This is a genomic window from Rathayibacter sp. VKM Ac-2759, assembly GCF_009834225.1.
In the GTDB taxonomy this organism is placed as follows: Bacteria; Actinomycetota; Actinomycetes; order Actinomycetales; family Microbacteriaceae; genus Rathayibacter.
In genome coordinates, this window is sequence record NZ_CP047176.1 from 3,138,647 (window position 1) to 3,154,708 (window position 16,062).

The following is a 16,062-nucleotide window of genomic DNA, read 5'->3' on the forward strand; positions in this document are numbered from 1 at the left end:
CGTCGTCCGGTATCCGCCTATCACTGGAGATGCGCACATGTTCGACACGACCTTCATCCGCAAGGCGATCGTCCGGAGCAGCGAGACCGCTCTGGACCGTCGCCGTTTCTTCGAAGCCACCGGCGTCGCCGGTATCGGAATCGGAGCCGCGGCCCTCGCGGCCCCCTCCGCGTCCGCCGAGGAGGTCGCAGCCAGCGGCCCCAGCGACGCCTCGATCCTCAACTTCGCCCTCAACCTCGAGTACCTCGAGGCCGAGTTCTACCTCCGCGCCGTCACCGGCTCGGGCCTCGCCGACTCCGACACCACCGGCACCGGTGCACGCGGAGGCGTCACGGGCGGCAAGCCCGTCCCGTTCAAGACCCCGTGGCTCAAGTCCTTCGCCCGCGAGGTCGCGAACGACGAGAAGCTGCACGTGCAGTTCCTCCGCGGTCAGCTCGGCGGCGCCGCCGTCGCGCGCCCCGCGATCGACCTGAAGGCCAGCTTCAACGCCGCCGCCACCGCGGCCGGCCTGATCCCCGCCGGCGGCACGTTCGACCCGTTCCTCAACGAGCAGAACTTCCTGCTCGGCGCCTTCGTCTTCGAGGACGTGGGAGTCACCGCCTACAAGGGCGCTGCCCCCCTCATCCAGTCGAAGCTCTACCTCGAGGCCGCCGCAGGCATCCTCGCGGTCGAGGCGTACCACGCCGGTGCGATCCGCTCGGCGCTGTACGGTGCGGGACTCGACGTCCAGGCCGGCAAGCTGTCCGACGCTCGCGACAGCCTCGACGGCCCGCTGGACAAGGACCAGGGCATCAAGGTCGGCGGCCAGGCCAACATCCAGCCCACCGACGCGAACGCGATCGCCTTCAGCCGGAGCCCCGGCGAGGTCCTCAACATCGCGTACCTCAACCCGAAGGCGGTCAAGTCGGGCGGATTCTTCCCGGCCGGCGTCAACGGCGAGCTGAACACCAGCCAGGCCAACTAGTCCGGGCAGGAACGGACGGGCCCTTCCCCGAGGCGGCGGAGAGGGCCCGTTCGTCCGTTAACCCGGAGGTGCGCGGACCCGCGCCCCGCGTCCTCTACTCTGAGCGGGTGAAGATCGGGATCCTGACCTCCGGGGGCGACTGCCCCGGGCTGAACGCCGTCATCCGCGGTGCCGTGTACAAGGGCATGAAGGTGTACGACCAAGAGTTCGTCGGCTTCCGCAACGGCTGGCGCGGCGTGGTCGACGGCGACCTCCTCCCCCTCGGCCGTGCGGACATCCAGGGCATCGCCAAGCAGGGCGGCACGATCCTCGGCACGAGCCGCACGAACCCCTTCGAGGGCGAGAACGGCGGCCCCGAGAGGATCGCCGAAATGATGCAGCGCAACGGCATCGACTCGATCATCGCGATCGGAGGCGAGGGCACCCTCGCCGCGGCGAAACGCCTCACCGACGCGGGCCTCAAGATCGTCGGCGTCCCCAAGACCATCGACAACGACCTCGGCGCCACCGACTACACCTTCGGCTTCGACACCGCGGTCGGCATCGCGACCGACGCGATGGACCGCCTCCGCACCACCGGCGACTCGCACGGCCGCTGCATGGTCGCCGAGGTCATGGGCCGCCACGTCGGCTGGATCGCCCTGCACTCCGGCATGGCCGCGGGCGCGCACGTGATCCTCATCCCCGAGAAGAAGACCTCGATCGAGCAGATCGTCGAGTGGGTGCAGAGCGCGCAGGACCGCGGTCGCGCGCCCCTCGTCGTCGTCGCCGAGGGCTTCTCGCTCGACAGCATGGACGACGCGCACTCCGAGCGCGGACTCGACGCCTTCGGCCGTCCCCGCCTCGGCGGCATCGGCGAGATGCTCGCCCCGATGATCGAGGAGCGCACCGGCATCGAGACCCGCGCGACCACCCTCGGCCACATCCAGCGCGGAGGCACCCCCTCGGCCTTCGACCGCGTCCTCGCGACCCGCCTCGGCATGGCCGCGGCCGACTCCGTCGTCGCCGAGCACTGGGGCCGCATGGTGGCCCTCCGCGGCACCGACATCTACCACGTCGACTTCGCGGAGGCGCTCGGCACCCTGAAGACGGTGCCCGACTCCCGCTACGAGGAGGCGCGCACCCTCTTCGGGTAGCGCGCCTCCCGGTGGCACCGGCTCCGGGTGGTGCCTACGAGGCGCCGCCCGGCGTCGCCGTCGGCACGATGACCGCGCGCGCGAGCGTGTGGAAGTGCACGTTGAAGCCCAGGATCGCGGGCGTCGACTCCGGATCGAGGTCGAGCGACTCGACGTCGAGGGCGTGCACCACGAAGAAGTAGCGGTGCTCGCGGTCCGGCGGCGCCGCTCCGATGAACTGGCGCAGCCGCATCTCGTTGGGCAGCGTCTGCGCACCGGCGGGCAGCAGCTCGAAGCCGGCGGCCCCTGCTCCGGTCGGCAGCTCGGTGGTGTCGGCGGGGAGGTTGTAGACCGCCCAGTGCCAGAAGCCCGAGCCGGTCGGCGCGTCCGGGTCGAGGACGGTGACCGCGAAGCTCTTCGTGCCCTCGGGCGCTCCCGACCACGCCAGGTGCGGTGAGACGTCCTCGCCGCCCGCCCCCTCGCCGTAGTGACGGGCGGCCAGCGGCTCGCCGTCGGCGATGTCGTCGCTCGTGAGCGAGAAGGTCGGCACCTCGCCGAGTCGGGCGTAGGGATCGTAGTTCCAGTCGGACATCCGGGTCTCCGTTCGAACGGGTCGCCCGCGATCGCGGGCCGCTGCCAGCCTACGAAGCCCTCGCCGGTGATCCAGGGCTTGCGGAGCGGACGCCGATCACGACCCCAGGTAGCGCCCAGGCCGGTGGTTGAAGGCGAGGACGAGGTTGAGGACGACGACCCCGGCCGCCGAGATCAGCACGTTGACCGGCGGCACCACCAGCAGGGCCGCCACGACCACGCAGGCGTCGAGCGCCATCATCACGTAGCCGGCCCGCCAGCCGAGGCGCTCCTGCGCGATGAGCGCGACGATGCTGAAGCCGCCGAGGCTCGATCCGTGCCGGAAGAGGATCAGCAGCCCGATCCCGGCGAGGACGTCGCCGGTCAGGACGCCGTAGACCGGGTCGATGCGGAGGGAGCCGAACGCGAGCGGATGCAGACCCGCGAGCACCGAGACCAGCGCGATCGAGAACATGGTCCGGAGGGTGAACCGCCAGCCCTTCTTCCACAGCGACAGCGCGAGGAACGGCAGGTTGACCGTGACGAGGATCACGCCGAACGGGATCGGCAGCGCGTAGCCGAGCAGCAGGGCCAGCCCGGCCGTCCCTCCCGTCACCGCCTCGCTCGCCCGGAGGAGGAAGAGGCCGAACGAGACGACGAACGCGCCGGTGACGAGCCCGAAGACGTCCTCGACGCGCGAGTGCGGCACGGTGGCGGTGGGGTCGGACATCCGACGATGCTGGCACAGCGATGTTGCGACGCCGTTACCGGCGGGGGCGGCACCCTCGTAGGCTGTGCCGGTGCTGCCCAAGATCCTGCTGTTCTACCGCTTCGTGCCGCTGGCCGATCCGGAGGCGGTCCGGCTGTGGCAGCGCGAGCTGTGCGAGTCGCTCGGCCTGCGCGGCCGCATCCTGCTCTCGAAGGACGGCATCAACGGCACCGTCGGCGGTGACATGGCGGCGCTCAAGCGCTACGTCCGCCGCACCCGGGAGTACTCCGCCCTCCACGGCCTCGAGGTGAAGTGGAGCGAGGGCTCCGGCCTCGACCAGGACGGCCGGAGCCTCGACTTCCCGGGCCTCTCGGTCAAGGTGCGCGACGAGATCGTGTCGTTCGGCGCGCCCGGCGAGCTCCGCGTCGATGCGGGCGGAGTGGTCGGCACCGGCACGAGGCTCCAGCCCGACGAGGTCGACGCGCTGGTCGCCGAGCGCGAGGACGTCGTCTTCTTCGACGGACGGAACGCCTTCGAGGCCGAGATCGGCCGCTTCGACGGGGCCGTCGTGCCCGGGGTCTCGAGCACTCGCGAGTTCGTCGAGCAGCTCGACTCCGGCGCCTACGACCATCTCAAGGACCGCCCGGTGGTCACGTACTGCACCGGGGGCATCCGGTGCGAGGTGCTGTCGAGCCTGATGACCGCGCGCGGCTTCGGCGAGGTGTACCAGCTCGACGGAGGCATCGTCCGCTACGCCGAGGCCCGGCGCGACTCCGGCCACTGGCGCGGCGCGCTGTACGTCTTCGACGGCCGCGGCTCGCTCACCTTCTCCCCCGACGCCGAGGTGATCGGACGCTGCACCGCGTGCGCCGCGCCGACGAGCCGGATGCGCAACTGCACCGATCCGTCGTGCCGAGCGCAGCTCGTGGTCTGCGAGGCCTGCGACGCCGTCGCCTGCGCGCTGCACGGGAGCCCTAGCCTTTCCTCATGAGCATCGAAGCGCGCGGACGCACCCTCGTCGACCTCCACACCGCCCCCGAGCTGCTGAGCGTGGTGAACGTGTGGGACGCCGTCTCGGCGACCACCGTCGCCGCCCTCCCCGAGACCCGGGCGCTGGCCACGGCCAGCCACTCGATCGCCGCGAGCTTCGGCTACGAGGACGGCGAGAGGATCCCCCTCGACCTGCACCTGGGTATGATCGCGCGCATCGTCGCCGCCGTCGAGGTCCCGGTGTCGGCCGACCTGGAGGCGGGCTACGGCGATGCGGGCGAGACCGTCCGCCGCGCGATCGAGGTGGGCGTCGTCGGCGCGAACCTCGAGGACCAGCTGAAGCCGCTCCCGGAGGCGCTGCGCGCGGTCGAGAAGGCCGTCGCGGCCGCGGAGGCCGAGGCCGTGCCCTTCGCCCTCAACGCCCGCACCGACGCGTTCGTGCGCGCGGGCGACCGCGATCGCGGCGAGGTCCTCGCCGACGCGATCGAGCGCGGCCGCGCGTACCTCGACGCGGGAGCCACCTGCTTCTTCGTGCCCGGGCTGCTGCAGGACGCCGAGCTCGAGGCGCTCGTCGCCGCGCTCGGCCGTCAGCGGGTGAGCGTGATCGGCGTGCCCGGCTCGCAGTCGCCCGCCCGCTTCGAGGAGCTCGGCCTCGCGCGGATCTCCTACGGGCCGTGGACGCAGCGGGTCGCCCTGACGGCACTGCAGCAGACGGCCGAGACGCTCTACGCCGGCGGCGCGCTGCCCGAGGGGACGCGGGCGCTGAACTGAGCCGCGTCCGCGGGCGGCTTCGGGCGTAGCGTGGGCTCATGTTCCGAGCCATCGTCGTCGAACGGCACGACTCCTCCGAGACCCCGAACCGCGCGCGACTCGTCGAGCGCGACGAACCCGACCGGTCGCACGGCGACGTGACGATCGCCGTCGAGTACTCGAGCGTCAACTTCAAGGACGCGCTCGCGCTCGCCGGCCGTCCCGGCGTCGTCCGGCGGACCCCGCTGATCGCCGGGATCGACGTCGTCGGCACCGTCGAGTACGCCGACGGCGCCGCGGCCGAGCGCTTCGACTCCGGTGACCGCGTCGTGCTGAACGGCGCCGGCCTCGGCGAGCGCCACGACGGCGGCTTCGCCGAGCGCGCCCGGGTCGAGTCGGGGTCGCTGCTGCGCATCCCGGGGGCGATCACCTCGGCCAGGGCCGGCGCGATCGGCACCGCGGGCTTCACGGCGATGCTCGCGGTCCTCGCCCTCGAGCGGCACGGCGTGCGGCCGGGCCAGGGGCCGGTGCTCGTCACGGGAGCGGCCGGCGGCGTCGGATCGGTCGCCGTCGCGCTGCTCGCGCGCCTCGGGCACGAGGTGGTCGCCTCCTCCGGTCGCGCCGTCGAGCAGGGCGACTACCTGCGCAGGCTCGGCGCCGCCGAGGTGGTCGACCGCGCCGCACTGCAGGAGGCGGGGAAGCCGCTGCAGTCCGAGCGCTGGGCGGGAGTCGTCGACTCCGCCGGCTCGCACACCCTCGCCAACGCCCTCGCGCAGACCCGCTGGGGCGGCACCGTCGCCGCGTGCGGGCTCGCGCAGGGGGCCGACCTGCCCTCGAGCGTGATGCCGTTCATCCTGCGCGGGGTGACGCTCGCGGGCATCAACTCGGTGGAGGCTCCGCGCAAACTCCGCGAGGAGGCCTGGCGCCGACTCGCCCACGACCTCGATCTCGACCTGCTCGACGAGCTGACGTCGACCGTCTCGCTCGGAGGAGCGCTGCAGATCGCCGAGGACGTCCTCGGCGGGCGGGTCCGCGGTCGCACGCTGGTCGACGTCCGCGCCTGACGCGTCGCCGAAACGGGCGCGAAACAGCGCCTGCGTAGGGTCGCGGGATGAGCACCGTCGACAAGAGCGCAGCCGGCATCGGCGAGCGCCAGTACCACATCGGGATCGCACCGGGCGAGGTGTCGACCGTGGCGCTGCTGCCGGGCGACCCCTTCCGCGTGCCGATGATCGCCGAGTTCCTCGACGACGCCCGCGAGATCGCGCACAACCGCGAGCACCTGACGATGACGGGCACCTACAAGGGCCACCCCATCACCGCGACGAGCACCGGAATGGGCTGCCCGTCGACCGCGATCGCCGTGGAGGAGCTCGCACGGGTCGGCGTGACCTCGTTCATCAGGGTCGGCAGCTCGGCCGCGACCCGGCGCGGGATCGAGCCGGGCGCGCTGCTCGTGAGCGAGGGGACGCTGCGCAACGACGGCACGAGCGCCGCCTACGCGCATCCGGGCTTCCCCGCGGTGCCCGATCTCGAGCTGACCTCCGCGCTCCTCGCGGCGACCCGCGAGATCGCGGAGCGCGAGGGGGTGCCCGTGCACTCCGGCATCAACGCGAGCGACGATGCGTTCTACGCCGAGACTCCGGAGTGGATCGCGACGCTCGAGCGGCACGGGATCCTCAACGTCGAGATGGAGTCGAGCGCGCTCTACGTGGTCGCCCGGCTGCGCGGGTTGCGCGCCGGGATGGTCTGCGCCTGCTCGAGCAACCTCGTCGACGGCGCGAGCCTGTACTCGGGCACGAAGGAGCGGCTGGCGCAGGGCTGGCGGCTGAGCATCGAGGCGGCGCTCGAGACGGCGGTGCGACTGCGGCTGTGAGCCGGCGCTCTCGCTACTCCGCGGCCTCGGTGGCTCCGCTGGGCTCGGCGGAGGCGTGGCCGACGGAGGGGTCGGCGCGCGGGGTGCGGGTGCGCGGGGTCGCGGGCTTGGCGGTGGGCGCGGGCTTCTTGGTCGGCGTGGCGGGCTTCTCGGGCGTGGCGGGCTTCTCGGCGGCGGGCTTCTTGGGGGCGGGCGTCTTTGCCACGGGCTTCTCGGGCGCGGCGGCGGCGTCCGGCGTCTCCTCGGGGGTCGCGGGCTCCGGAGTCGCCGGACGCTTCGCGGCCGCGGCGCGCGCCGCCGCCTGCTCGGCGACCTCCGGCACGATCACCAGGTCGTCCGTCTCGATCACCGGGATCGCCGACGTCACGGTGCCCAGCTGCAGCGCGGCGATCAGCTCCGGCGCGTGCTTGGTGCTGATGATCAGGCGCGAGTAGTCCTCGTCGGCCAGGTCGATCACGACGGCCGACGCGGTCCGCTTGATCAGCAGGAAGTCCTTGCCGCCGTGGAACTTCCAGGTGCCCGCGGCGATCGTGAGCGGGACGGCCGTGCCCGGCGCCCTGATGCCGCGCACCCAGATCCACGGGTCCTCGGTGACGGTCGCCGAGCGGATGCTCGACCGGTCGACCACGACGTCGCCACGGTGGAAGGCGAGCATCCGCTCGGCCCGGGTCAGGCGGAGTTCGAGGCGGTCGGGGAGCACGGTCACGACGGGCATGCCTCTAGTCTGCCCGGACCGCTCGTCGTTCGCGCTCCCGCGGTGCGAGCATGGACGGATGCCGATGGATCCGGAGGAGCTGCGCCTCCTCGACGCGATGCTCGCCGAGAAGCAGGAGCAGACCCGCCTCGAGGCCGCCCGTCTCGACGAGGCGCTGGGCGAGCTGCTCCTGGCGCGCGGCGACGGCACGGCCGACGACGAGCACGATCCCGAGGGCACCCCGCTGTCGGCCGAGTGGTCGCGGATGGCCGGAGTCCGTGACGCCCTGGCCCTGACCGAGCGCGATCTCGCCTCCGCTCGGCAGCGCCTCGGCACCGGCGACTACGGGATCTGCGCCCACTGCGGCCACCCGATCGGCGCCGCCCGCCTCGAGGCCCGCCCGACCGCCGACCTCTGCATCGACTGCGCCCGCCTGGCCGAGTCGCGGCGCCGCTGACCCGCCCTCGTCAGGTCAGCAGGGCCGCTCGCAGCGCCTCCGCGAAGCCGGGTACGCCCGCTCTCTCCAGGGCCGAGACGAGCTGAAGGGGAGCGAGCGGAGGGGCGACGCACGCGCTCGACCAGTCCTCCAGCGCTTCGAGCACGAGCTCGGGAAGCAGATCGAGCTGATCGAGGAGGAAGGCGTCGGGGTGCCGTACCTCGAGGTCGAAGCCCTGGACCGATGCGGAGTCGAAGTCGGCGAGGTCGAAGGTCACCAGGAGCGCGGCATCCGCTCGCACCGCGGCGGCGAGGACGTGCCGGTCCTTCGGGTGATTCCTCATCGCGTCGATCAGGGACTCGTAGCCCGACACCATCGCGTCCGGGAAGTACCGCCGCATCGCGTCGATCCGCCGGTCGACCGCATGCGCAGGAAGACTGCGCCTGAGGTTCCGCCCGAGCTCCTCCAGCACATCCATGGACCACAGCGGTCGGAAGGCGCCGCGCGAGGCGAGCCGGAGGAGGAAGTCGTTGAGAGTCGCGCTGTAGAGGACGTTCGTGTCGAGGAAGACCGGGAAGCGCACGGGCGGCTACGCCCCGGTCGGCACTGTCCGCTCGAAGGGAGGCGGATCGGCGGCGTAGAGGTCGTACTCCTGAGACGACGCGGTCAGATCTGCCAGAGCACGTCGCCGCTCGCGCTGGACGCGCTCCTGGTACTCGACCAGTGCACTCAGCATGACCCGACGGTGCCTGCCCACGAGCTCGAACTCGAGGCCGCCGGACTCCAGGATCTTGACGAACGTCGGTCGGGAGACCCCGAGGAAGTCGGCGGCCTCCTGCGTCGTCAGTCGCGCTCGAGAGGGCATCACCGTCACTCCGTCGCCGCCCGCGAGGGCTGTCGCCACGGCGACCAGAGCGTCGAAGATCTCTCCGGGGATCCGCACCGATCCACCATCGGGCGAGACGAGGACGGCGGTCTCGTGAGCGTCTGGATCCGTCGTCGAGAGGCGGCGGGCGAAGTCGACGACATCGCGGCGCTGGGTCCCGTGCGGTGGGAGGAAGGTGCGGGAACTTCGGCGGGTCTCTGAGGCGAGCATCCTCCGAGAATATTCGAAATATCCGAAAGTCGGGACGGTGGCGCACTCCGGGGCGCGCCCTCGTCAGCCGGTCGCGATCCGCTCGAGCCACAGCTCCATCAGCTGGCGCTCGGCCGGCAGCAGCGCGTCCGCCCCCGGCAGCAGCGCCCGCAGCGCGACCGCGGTCGACGACAGCGTGACCCGGTCGCCGGGGGGCGCCTCCGTCGTCACGGCCGCGATCACGGCCTCGCGGGCCGCCGCCGCCATCCGCGGATCACGCTGTCCGGGAGGCGTGTCGAGCAGCGAGAGGGTCACGCCGCGACCCACGGCCTGCAGGAGGGCGCAGGCGCGCTCCGGTGTCTCGCGGAGGCGGCCGGCGCGCGCGACCAGCGCCACCTTCTCCTGCAGCAGGGCGACACCGAGCGCGATCGCCGGCCCGGGCTCCGCCCTCGCCTGCACGATCCGGTAGGCCGCGGGATGGTCGAGGCCGAACTGCACCGCGTCGTCCCAGCCGACGCGGATGGCCTCGACCGGATCCTCGGGGAGCGCCCGGGAGCTCTTGGCCGCGACCCAGTCGGCGTAGACGCGCTCGACGGCCGCATCGAGGAGCCCGTCCTTGTCGCCGAAGAGCCGGTAGATCGCGGGGGCCTGCACCTGCGCGCGTGCTGTCACCGCTCGCGTCGAGACCGCCTCCGCCCCGCCCTCGTCGAGCAGTTCGAGGGCGGCGAGGAGGATCCGCTCGCGAGCGGGGAGGGCGTCGGTCGTCATGGTTCACACGCTACCAGCGGTCGTGGTAGCGTCGATATCACAGCGCTACCCTCCAGAGAGGTAGCGGAGCTACCAGGAGGCATCATGATCATCGTCACAGGAGCGGGCGGCCGTCTCGGCGGCGCCGTCGTCGACGCGCTGCTCGAGCACACCGACCCGAGTGCCGTCGGAGTCAGCACCACCCGACCGGACGAGCTGTCCGCGCTCGCGGACCGCGGCGTGAGGGTCCGCCGGGGCGACTACGACGATCCGGAGTCGCTCGCGTCGGCCTTCGAGGGCGCGGACCGGGTGCTCGTCGTCTCGGCACCGCGCCACGGCACCGCGGCGCTCGACGCCCACCGCGTCGCGATCGAGGCGGCCCGCACCGCCGGAGTCGGACGGGTGGTCTACACGAGCCACGTCGGCTCGGACGCCCTCTCGCCCTTCCCTCCCGCCGTCACCCACGCCACGACCGAGACGATGCTGCGCGACAGCGGACTCCCCTTCACCGCCGTGCGCAACGGGTTCTACGCCGACACGCCCCTCCGCCTCCTGCGCACCGCCGCCGAGTCCGGCGTGCTCCGTGTGCCGGTCGACGCGCCCGTCTCGTGGACGTTCCACCGCGACCTCGCGCCGGGGATCGCCTCCCTCCTGCTCGACGACTCGCTCGCCGAGCAGGTGGTCACGCTCACCTCGGGCCGCGCCGCGGACCTCGCCGAGCTCGCCGCGACCGCCTCCGCGGTCCTCGGCCGCCCGATCCGCCACGAGACGGTCGGCGACGACGAGTACGTCGCAGGACTCGTCGCCGCCGGAGTCCCCGAGTTCGGGGCGGCGATGCTGCTCGGCATCTTCCGCGCCTCCCGGCAGCGGCGGCTGGGCATCGTCGACCCCGCGCTCGGCGAGCTGCTCGGCAGGCCGACGACGACCCTCGAGGAGGCCCTCGCCGGTGAGGACGCGCAGGCCGGGCCCGGCCTCGCCCGCACCTGAGCGCGAGCACAGGTGGCGACGGAGCGAATCGCGGCTAGTCCTGCGAGAGTTCACATGCGGCTGCCGCCCCTCGAACGGAGGGCGCTGAGCGCCGCCATCCCCCTCCGCTCGAAAGGCACCCCCTCCGCATGACCGAGACGTCGACCGAGCGCGCCGTTGGCGCGCCTCCCGCACCCGACCGTCGAGCCTGGCGATCCCTCGTCGTGCTCCTCGCGGGCATGTTCATCGCGCTCCTCGACACGACGATCGTCAACGTCGCGCTGCCCACGATCCGCACGACCCTCGACGCGTCGGAGTCGACCCTCTCGTGGATCATCTCGGGCTACGCGCTGGCCTTCGGGCTCGCGCTGATCCCGAGCGGACGGCTCGGCGACCGCTTCGGCCACAAGTGGGTCTTCGTCAGCGGGATCGCGCTGTTCACCGTCGCGAGCTTCGCCTGCGGCCTCGCGGCCGACGACGTGCAGCTCGTCATCGCGCGCGTCGTCCAGGGACTCGCGGGCGGCATGTTCGTGCCCGCGGTCAACGCCTACATCCAGCTGCTGTTCCGCGGGCCCTCGCGGGGCAGGGCGTTCGCGGTGATGGGCGCCGTCCTCGGCGTCTCGTCGGCGCTCGGCCCGATCATCGGCGGACTCATCATCCAGGCGTTCGGCGACGAGAACGGCTGGCGCCTGGTCTTCTGGGTGAACCTCCCGATCGGCGTCGCGACGCTCATCGCCGCGGCGATGCTCCTCCCGACCCGCCGCGAGCTCGAGGCCGGCGACCGCGCGCCGAGCGGAGGCGTCGACTGGCTCGGCCTGATCCTCGTCTCGGGCGGTCTGGTCGCCCTCCTCGTGCCGCTCATCCAGGGCGAGGACGAGGGCTGGCCGCTCTGGACCTTCCTCTCGATCGCGGGCGGAGTGATCCTGCTCGCCGCGTTCGGCGCCTGGGAGGTCGCGTACACCCGTCGCGGCCGCGCGCCGCTCGTGCCGCCGACGCTCTTCCGCCACCCCGCGTTCACCGGAGGCGTCGTCCTCGCACTGGTCTACTTCGCGGCCTTCACGAGCATCTTCTTCACCATCTCGCTGCTCTGGCAGTCTGGCCTCGGCCACACGGCGCTGGAGTCGGGCCTCGTCTCGATCCCGTTCGCGATCGGCAGCATCATCAGCGCCTCGCAGAGCAACCGACTCACCGCGCGGCTCGGCCGCAACGTGCTCGTGCTGGGCAGCGGGCTGCTCGCCGTCGGCCTGATCTGGGTGTGGCTGGTGCTGCTGACGGCGACGCCCGACTCCCTCACCAACTGGCAGCTGCTCGCTCCCCTCTTCATCGCGGGAGTCGGCAACGGCTTCTTCATCGCGCCGAACGTGCAGTTCATCGTCGCGACGGTCGACCCGCAGGACGCGGGAGCGGCGAGCGGAGTCATCTCGGCGATCCAGCGGATCGGCTCGGCGGTGGGCATCGCGGCGATCGGCAGCGTGCTCTTCGGCGGCCTGGTCATCACCGGGCCCGACACCGTCGCCTCCGGCTTCCTCGACGCCGCGGCTCCCGCGATGCTCGTCAGCGCCCTGATGGCGGTCGCGGCCTTCGCGCTCGTCTTCGTGCTGCCGAAGTCGGTGTCGCGCCGGGGCTGAGCACCGGCCCGAGCGCTACGGGCGCGCTGCCGCCGCGGCCTTCGCGGCGGCCGGCAGCGCGTCGACGATCCGGCCGATCGCGGCGTCGTCGTGGGCTGCCGAGACGAACCACGCCTCGAACACCGACGGCGGCAGCGAGACCCCCGCGTCGAGCATCGCGTGGAAGAACGCGGGGTACCGGAACGCCTCCTGCGCCTGCACCTCGGCGTAGTCGCGGACGGGCCGCCCGAGGTCGGTGAACACGAAGCTGAAGAGGCTGCCCGCGGTCTGCACCGCGTGCGCCACGCCCTCGGCCGAGAGCGCCGCCGAGACCTCGCGCTGAAGGGTCAGCGCCGTCGCGTCGAGCGCCGCGTACACCGACTCATCGGCGAGCTGCAGCGTCCGGATCCCCGCCGCGACCGCGACCGGGTTCCCCGACAGCGTGCCCGCCTGGTACACCGGCCCGAGCGGAGCCAGGTGGTCCATCACGTCGGCGCGGCCGCCGAGCGCGGCCACGGGCATGCCGCCTCCGATGACCTTGCCGAAGGTGTAGAGATCGGCGCGGTACGGCGCCTCGGCGTCGCGGTTCTCGAGACCCCACCAGCCGCCGGCGCTGACGCGGAACCCGGTGAGCACCTCGTCCATGATCAGCAGCGAGCCGTTGGCGTGCACGAGCTCGGCGAGTGCCGCGTTGAAGCCGGGAGCGGGCGGGACGACGCCCATGTTGGCGGCCGCCGCCTCCGTGATCACGGCGGCGATCTCGGAGCCGCGCTCCGCGAGGACCGCGCGCACCGCCTCCAGGTCGTTGTAGGGCAGCACGATCGTCTGCGCCGCCGTCGCCGCGGTCACGCCGGCGGAGGCGGGCAGCGCGAGCGTCGCGAGGCCCGAGCCGGCGTCGGCCAGCAGCCCGTCCGAGTGGCCGTGGTAGTGGCCCGAGAACTTGATCAGCAGATCGCGACCGGTCACGCCGCGGGCGAGGCGGATCGCCGTCATCGTCGCCTCGGTCCCCGTCGAGACGAGCCGCAGCTTCTCGATGGGCGAGACGCCGCCCGCGGTGATGCGCGCCTCGACCAGCTCGGCGAGCTCGGTCTCGGCGGGGGTCGACGCGCCGAACGACAGACCGCGGGACGCGGCGTCCTGCACCGCCGCGACGACCTCGGGGTGGGCGTGGCCGAGCACGGCCGGACCCCACGAGCAGACGAGGTCGACGTACTCGCGACCGTCGGCGTCGGTGATGTACGGACCCGTCGCCGAGACCATGAAGCGCGGCGTGCCGCCGACCGAGCGGAACGCTCTGACCGGCGAGTTCACGCCTCCGGGGATCGCGTGGCGGGCACGCTCGTACAGGGTGTCGTTCGCGGAGGCAGTCACCCCTCCACGATACGGGGCGTACCTCGGCGGATCCCGGGCGCGCTGCTCCCGGGCATCCCGCGTCTACTTCAGCAGATCACGGGCGATCTCGACCGCCCAGTAGGTGAGCACGGCGTCGGCGCCCGCGCGGAGGATCCCGGTCACGGACTCGAGGATCGCCGGCTCGCGCGAGATCCAGCCGTTCGCGGCGGCGGCCTCGATCATCGCGTACTCCCCCGACACCTGGTACGCCCAGACGGGCACGTCCGACACGGCGGCGACGTCCGAGAGCACGTCGAGGTAGCTCATCGCGGGCTTCACCATCACGACGTCCGCACCCTCGGCGAGGTCGAGCGTCGCCTCGCGCAGGCCCTCGCGGCGGTTCGCCGGATCCTGCTGGTAGGTGCGCCGGTCGCCCTCGAGCGTCGACTGCACCGCCTCGCGGAACGGCCCGTAGAAGCTGGAGGCGTACTTCGCGGAGTACGCGAGGATCGCGGTGTCGAGGTGCCCCGCCCCGTCGAGCGCCGAGCGGATCGCGCCGACCTGGCCGTCCATCATCCCCGAGAGCCCCAGCAGGTGCGAGCCCGCGTCGGCCTGCGCCAGCGCCATCTCCTCGTAGCGGAGGAGCGTCGCGTCGTTGTCGACGCGGCCGCGCGCATCGAGCACCCCGCAGTGGCCGTGGTCGGTGAACTCGTCGAGGCAGAGGTCGGTCTGCACGACGAGGTCGTCGCCGACCTCCTCGACCACGGCGCGCGTGGCCGCGTTGAGCACACCGTCGGGATCGGTCGCCCCCGAGCCGACCGCGTCGCGCGTCGTCGGCACCCCGAAGAGCATGACGCCGCCGATGCCGGCCTCCGCAGCCTCCGTCACCGCGCCCCGCACGCTGTCGAGCGAGTGGTGCAGCACCCCCGGCATCGAGCCGATCGCGCGGGGCTCGGTGATCCCCTCGGCGACGAAGAGCGGGAGGACGAGCTGGGCCGGGTGGATGCGGGTCTCCTGCACGAGCCGGCGCAGCGCCGGGGTGGTGCGGAGTCGCCGCGGACGAATGGCGGTCATGGGATCCAGCCTAATCCGGGCCGGATGGAGGCCCTCTGGGTGCACGACATCAGCTGAGAAGGGGGTGCCTCGGCTGTCGAGCGAGACCCACCGCTCCTGGCTGATGTTGTGCGTCCTCCACCATTCCCTCCGCGCCACGTCGTCCCCAGAATGCTGTGCGGCCGGTCATCCGGACTGAGCAGACGGGCATGGTCTGCGGATGCGCGAACTCCTCACCCTCCTGATGTCGGGCGGCGGCTTCGCGCCGGCGCGAGCGCTGCGGGACGCCGGCATCCCGCGGTCGGTCCTCGAGCAGGCGCTCGCGTCCGGAGACGTCGTCCGCGCCCGCCGCGGGTGGTACGCGCTGCCGACCGCACCGCCCCTCGAACTCGCGGCCGTTCGGGCAGGCGGGCTCCTGACCTGCGTATCCCTGCTGCACCACCTCGGGCTCTGGACCGTCGACCGACCCGCGTTGCACCTCGCACTCGGCGGCTCGTTCGTCCACGAGCTGCGCCCGGGGTCGGTCGGGCACTGGCGCCGCTGGCCGGGCCAGGGCAGACGCTCGTTCTCACAGGACGGCCTCGGCGCTGCGATCCTGCATCTCGTGACGTGCGTGAAGGAGGACGACGCGATCGTCACGATCGATTCCGCCCTGAACAAGGGCCTGCTCACGGCGGACGACCTCTCCGACCTCCGAGCTCTCGCGCCGATCGGCAAGCGGGCCCTGTTCGATCGCGTCGACGGGCGGAGCCAGTCGGGTCTCGAGACGAAGACCCGGCTGAGCACCCGCCGTCACAACGTCCGCGTGCGCACCCAGGTCGTCATCCCCGGGGTCGGCCACGTCGACGAGGTCATCGGAGACCGCCTGGTGCTCGAGAGCGACGGCTACCGCTTCCACTCCAGCCTCGAGCAGTTCCGTGAGGACCGACGCCGGGACCTCGAGCTGGCCCGCCAGGAGTACCTCTGCATCCGGCTCGACAACCACCAGATCATGGAGGACTGGCCGCGCACCGAGGAGGCCCTCTTCACCATCATCCGCAGGAACGAGCACCTCTGGTCGGCGGCGCAGCGCCGTCGCCACGGTCTCGGATGAGGTCTGACGCCGCTTCCGCGCAGAACATCAGCTGAGAAGGGGGTACCTCGGCTGTCGGGCGAGGCCCACCGGTCCTGGCTGATGT

The 16,062-nt window shown here is 72.5% G+C and carries 18 protein-coding genes; 10 read left to right on the forward strand and 8 right to left on the reverse strand.

Translation table 11 applies throughout. The features are described from left to right. The first annotated feature begins 37 nt into the window (after positions 1 to 37). Complete coding sequence (locus GSU68_RS14640; protein WP_159909417.1) at positions 38 to 964, forward strand: ferritin-like domain-containing protein; 927 nt, start codon at positions 38 to 40, stop codon at positions 962 to 964. Between the two features lie 107 nt (positions 965 to 1,071). Then, on the forward strand, positions 1,072 to 2,100 hold the full coding sequence (locus GSU68_RS14645; RefSeq protein ID WP_159909418.1) for a 6-phosphofructokinase: 1,029 nt from the start codon (positions 1,072 to 1,074) through the stop codon (positions 2,098 to 2,100). Between the two features lie 34 nt (positions 2,101 to 2,134). Here GSU68_RS14645 and GSU68_RS14650 read toward each other — a convergent pair whose 3' ends face one another. After that, on the reverse strand, positions 2,135 to 2,671 hold the full coding sequence (locus GSU68_RS14650) for a YbhB/YbcL family Raf kinase inhibitor-like protein (RefSeq protein ID WP_159909419.1): 537 nt from the start codon (positions 2,669 to 2,671) through the stop codon (positions 2,135 to 2,137). A gap of 96 nt (positions 2,672 to 2,767) precedes the next feature. Next, positions 2,768 to 3,379, reverse strand: a complete 612-nt coding sequence (locus tag GSU68_RS14655; RefSeq protein ID WP_159909420.1) for a YitT family protein — start codon at positions 3,377 to 3,379, stop codon at positions 2,768 to 2,770. A gap of 73 nt (positions 3,380 to 3,452) precedes the next feature. Between GSU68_RS14655 and GSU68_RS14660 the strand changes: the two genes are divergently transcribed. From GSU68_RS14660 to GSU68_RS14675, 4 genes are read left to right on the forward strand one after another with little or no spacing between them, the layout of a single operon-like run. Then, positions 3,453 to 4,349, forward strand: coding sequence for a rhodanese-related sulfurtransferase (locus GSU68_RS14660; RefSeq protein ID WP_159910318.1), 897 nt, complete (start codon positions 3,453 to 3,455; stop codon positions 4,347 to 4,349). Beyond that, complete coding sequence (locus tag GSU68_RS14665) at positions 4,346 to 5,119, forward strand: isocitrate lyase/phosphoenolpyruvate mutase family protein (RefSeq protein WP_159909421.1); 774 nt, start codon at positions 4,346 to 4,348, stop codon at positions 5,117 to 5,119. Before GSU68_RS14660 ends, GSU68_RS14665 begins: the two co-directional genes overlap by 4 nt. 38 nt (positions 5,120 to 5,157) lie before the next feature. Continuing rightward, positions 5,158 to 6,162, forward strand: coding sequence for an MDR family oxidoreductase (locus tag GSU68_RS14670; RefSeq protein WP_159909422.1), 1,005 nt, complete (start codon positions 5,158 to 5,160; stop codon positions 6,160 to 6,162). Positions 6,163 to 6,209: 47 nt separating this feature from the next. Next, positions 6,210 to 6,974, forward strand: a complete 765-nt coding sequence (locus GSU68_RS14675; protein WP_159909423.1) for a nucleoside phosphorylase — start codon at positions 6,210 to 6,212, stop codon at positions 6,972 to 6,974. A 13-nt stretch (positions 6,975 to 6,987) separates the two neighbouring features. On the opposite strand, the gene GSU68_RS19710 is transcribed toward GSU68_RS14675, so the two are convergent. Then, complete coding sequence (locus GSU68_RS19710) at positions 6,988 to 7,689, reverse strand: hypothetical protein (RefSeq protein WP_208544580.1); 702 nt, start codon at positions 7,687 to 7,689, stop codon at positions 6,988 to 6,990. A 58-nt stretch (positions 7,690 to 7,747) separates the two neighbouring features. Here GSU68_RS19710 and GSU68_RS14685 point away from each other — a divergent pair, with 58 nt between their 5' ends. Beyond that, a complete protein-coding gene (locus GSU68_RS14685; RefSeq protein WP_159909424.1) occupies positions 7,748 to 8,125 on the forward strand; it encodes a TraR/DksA family transcriptional regulator in 378 nt (125 codons plus the stop codon). A 10-nt stretch (positions 8,126 to 8,135) separates the two neighbouring features. Here GSU68_RS14685 and GSU68_RS14690 read toward each other — a convergent pair whose 3' ends face one another. The 3 genes from GSU68_RS14690 to GSU68_RS14700 all read right to left on the reverse strand — a co-directional run bounded on the left by GSU68_RS14690 (position 8,136) and on the right by GSU68_RS14700 (position 9,947). Then, positions 8,136 to 8,687 carry a PIN domain-containing protein gene (locus GSU68_RS14690; RefSeq protein ID WP_159909425.1) on the reverse strand — a complete coding sequence of 184 codons (552 nt, stop codon included), beginning with the start codon at positions 8,685 to 8,687 and terminating at the stop codon, positions 8,136 to 8,138. A 6-nt stretch (positions 8,688 to 8,693) separates the two neighbouring features. After that, positions 8,694 to 9,200, reverse strand: a complete 507-nt coding sequence (locus GSU68_RS14695; RefSeq protein ID WP_159909426.1) for an excisionase family DNA-binding protein — start codon at positions 9,198 to 9,200, stop codon at positions 8,694 to 8,696. 63 nt (positions 9,201 to 9,263) lie between these two features. After that, entirely contained in the window at positions 9,264 to 9,947 is a 684-nt protein-coding gene (locus tag GSU68_RS14700; RefSeq protein ID WP_159909427.1) for a TetR/AcrR family transcriptional regulator, read from the reverse strand. A gap of 84 nt (positions 9,948 to 10,031) precedes the next feature. Here GSU68_RS14700 and GSU68_RS14705 point away from each other — a divergent pair, with 84 nt between their 5' ends. Then, entirely contained in the window at positions 10,032 to 10,913 is an 882-nt protein-coding gene (locus GSU68_RS14705) for an NmrA family NAD(P)-binding protein (protein WP_159909428.1), read from the forward strand. Between the two features lie 128 nt (positions 10,914 to 11,041). Further along, positions 11,042 to 12,520: an MFS transporter gene (locus tag GSU68_RS14710; RefSeq protein ID WP_159909429.1), complete on the forward strand. Its 1,479-nt coding sequence runs from the start codon at positions 11,042 to 11,044 to the stop codon at positions 12,518 to 12,520. Between the two features lie 15 nt (positions 12,521 to 12,535). On the opposite strand, the gene hemL is transcribed toward GSU68_RS14710, so the two are convergent. Together hemL and hemB are read right to left on the reverse strand one after the other, a co-directional pair. Then, positions 12,536 to 13,870, reverse strand: a complete 1,335-nt coding sequence (gene hemL, locus GSU68_RS14715) for a glutamate-1-semialdehyde 2,1-aminomutase (RefSeq protein WP_159909430.1) — start codon at positions 13,868 to 13,870, stop codon at positions 12,536 to 12,538. 63 nt (positions 13,871 to 13,933) lie between these two features. Next, on the reverse strand, positions 13,934 to 14,905 hold the full coding sequence (gene hemB / locus GSU68_RS14720) for a porphobilinogen synthase (RefSeq protein WP_159909431.1): 972 nt from the start codon (positions 14,903 to 14,905) through the stop codon (positions 13,934 to 13,936). Positions 14,906 to 15,104: 199 nt separating this feature from the next. Between hemB and GSU68_RS14725 the strand changes: the two genes are divergently transcribed. Further along, positions 15,105 to 15,977, forward strand: a complete 873-nt coding sequence (locus tag GSU68_RS14725) for a type IV toxin-antitoxin system AbiEi family antitoxin domain-containing protein (protein ID WP_159909432.1) — start codon at positions 15,105 to 15,107, stop codon at positions 15,975 to 15,977. Positions 15,978 to 16,062 lie beyond the last annotated feature (85 nt).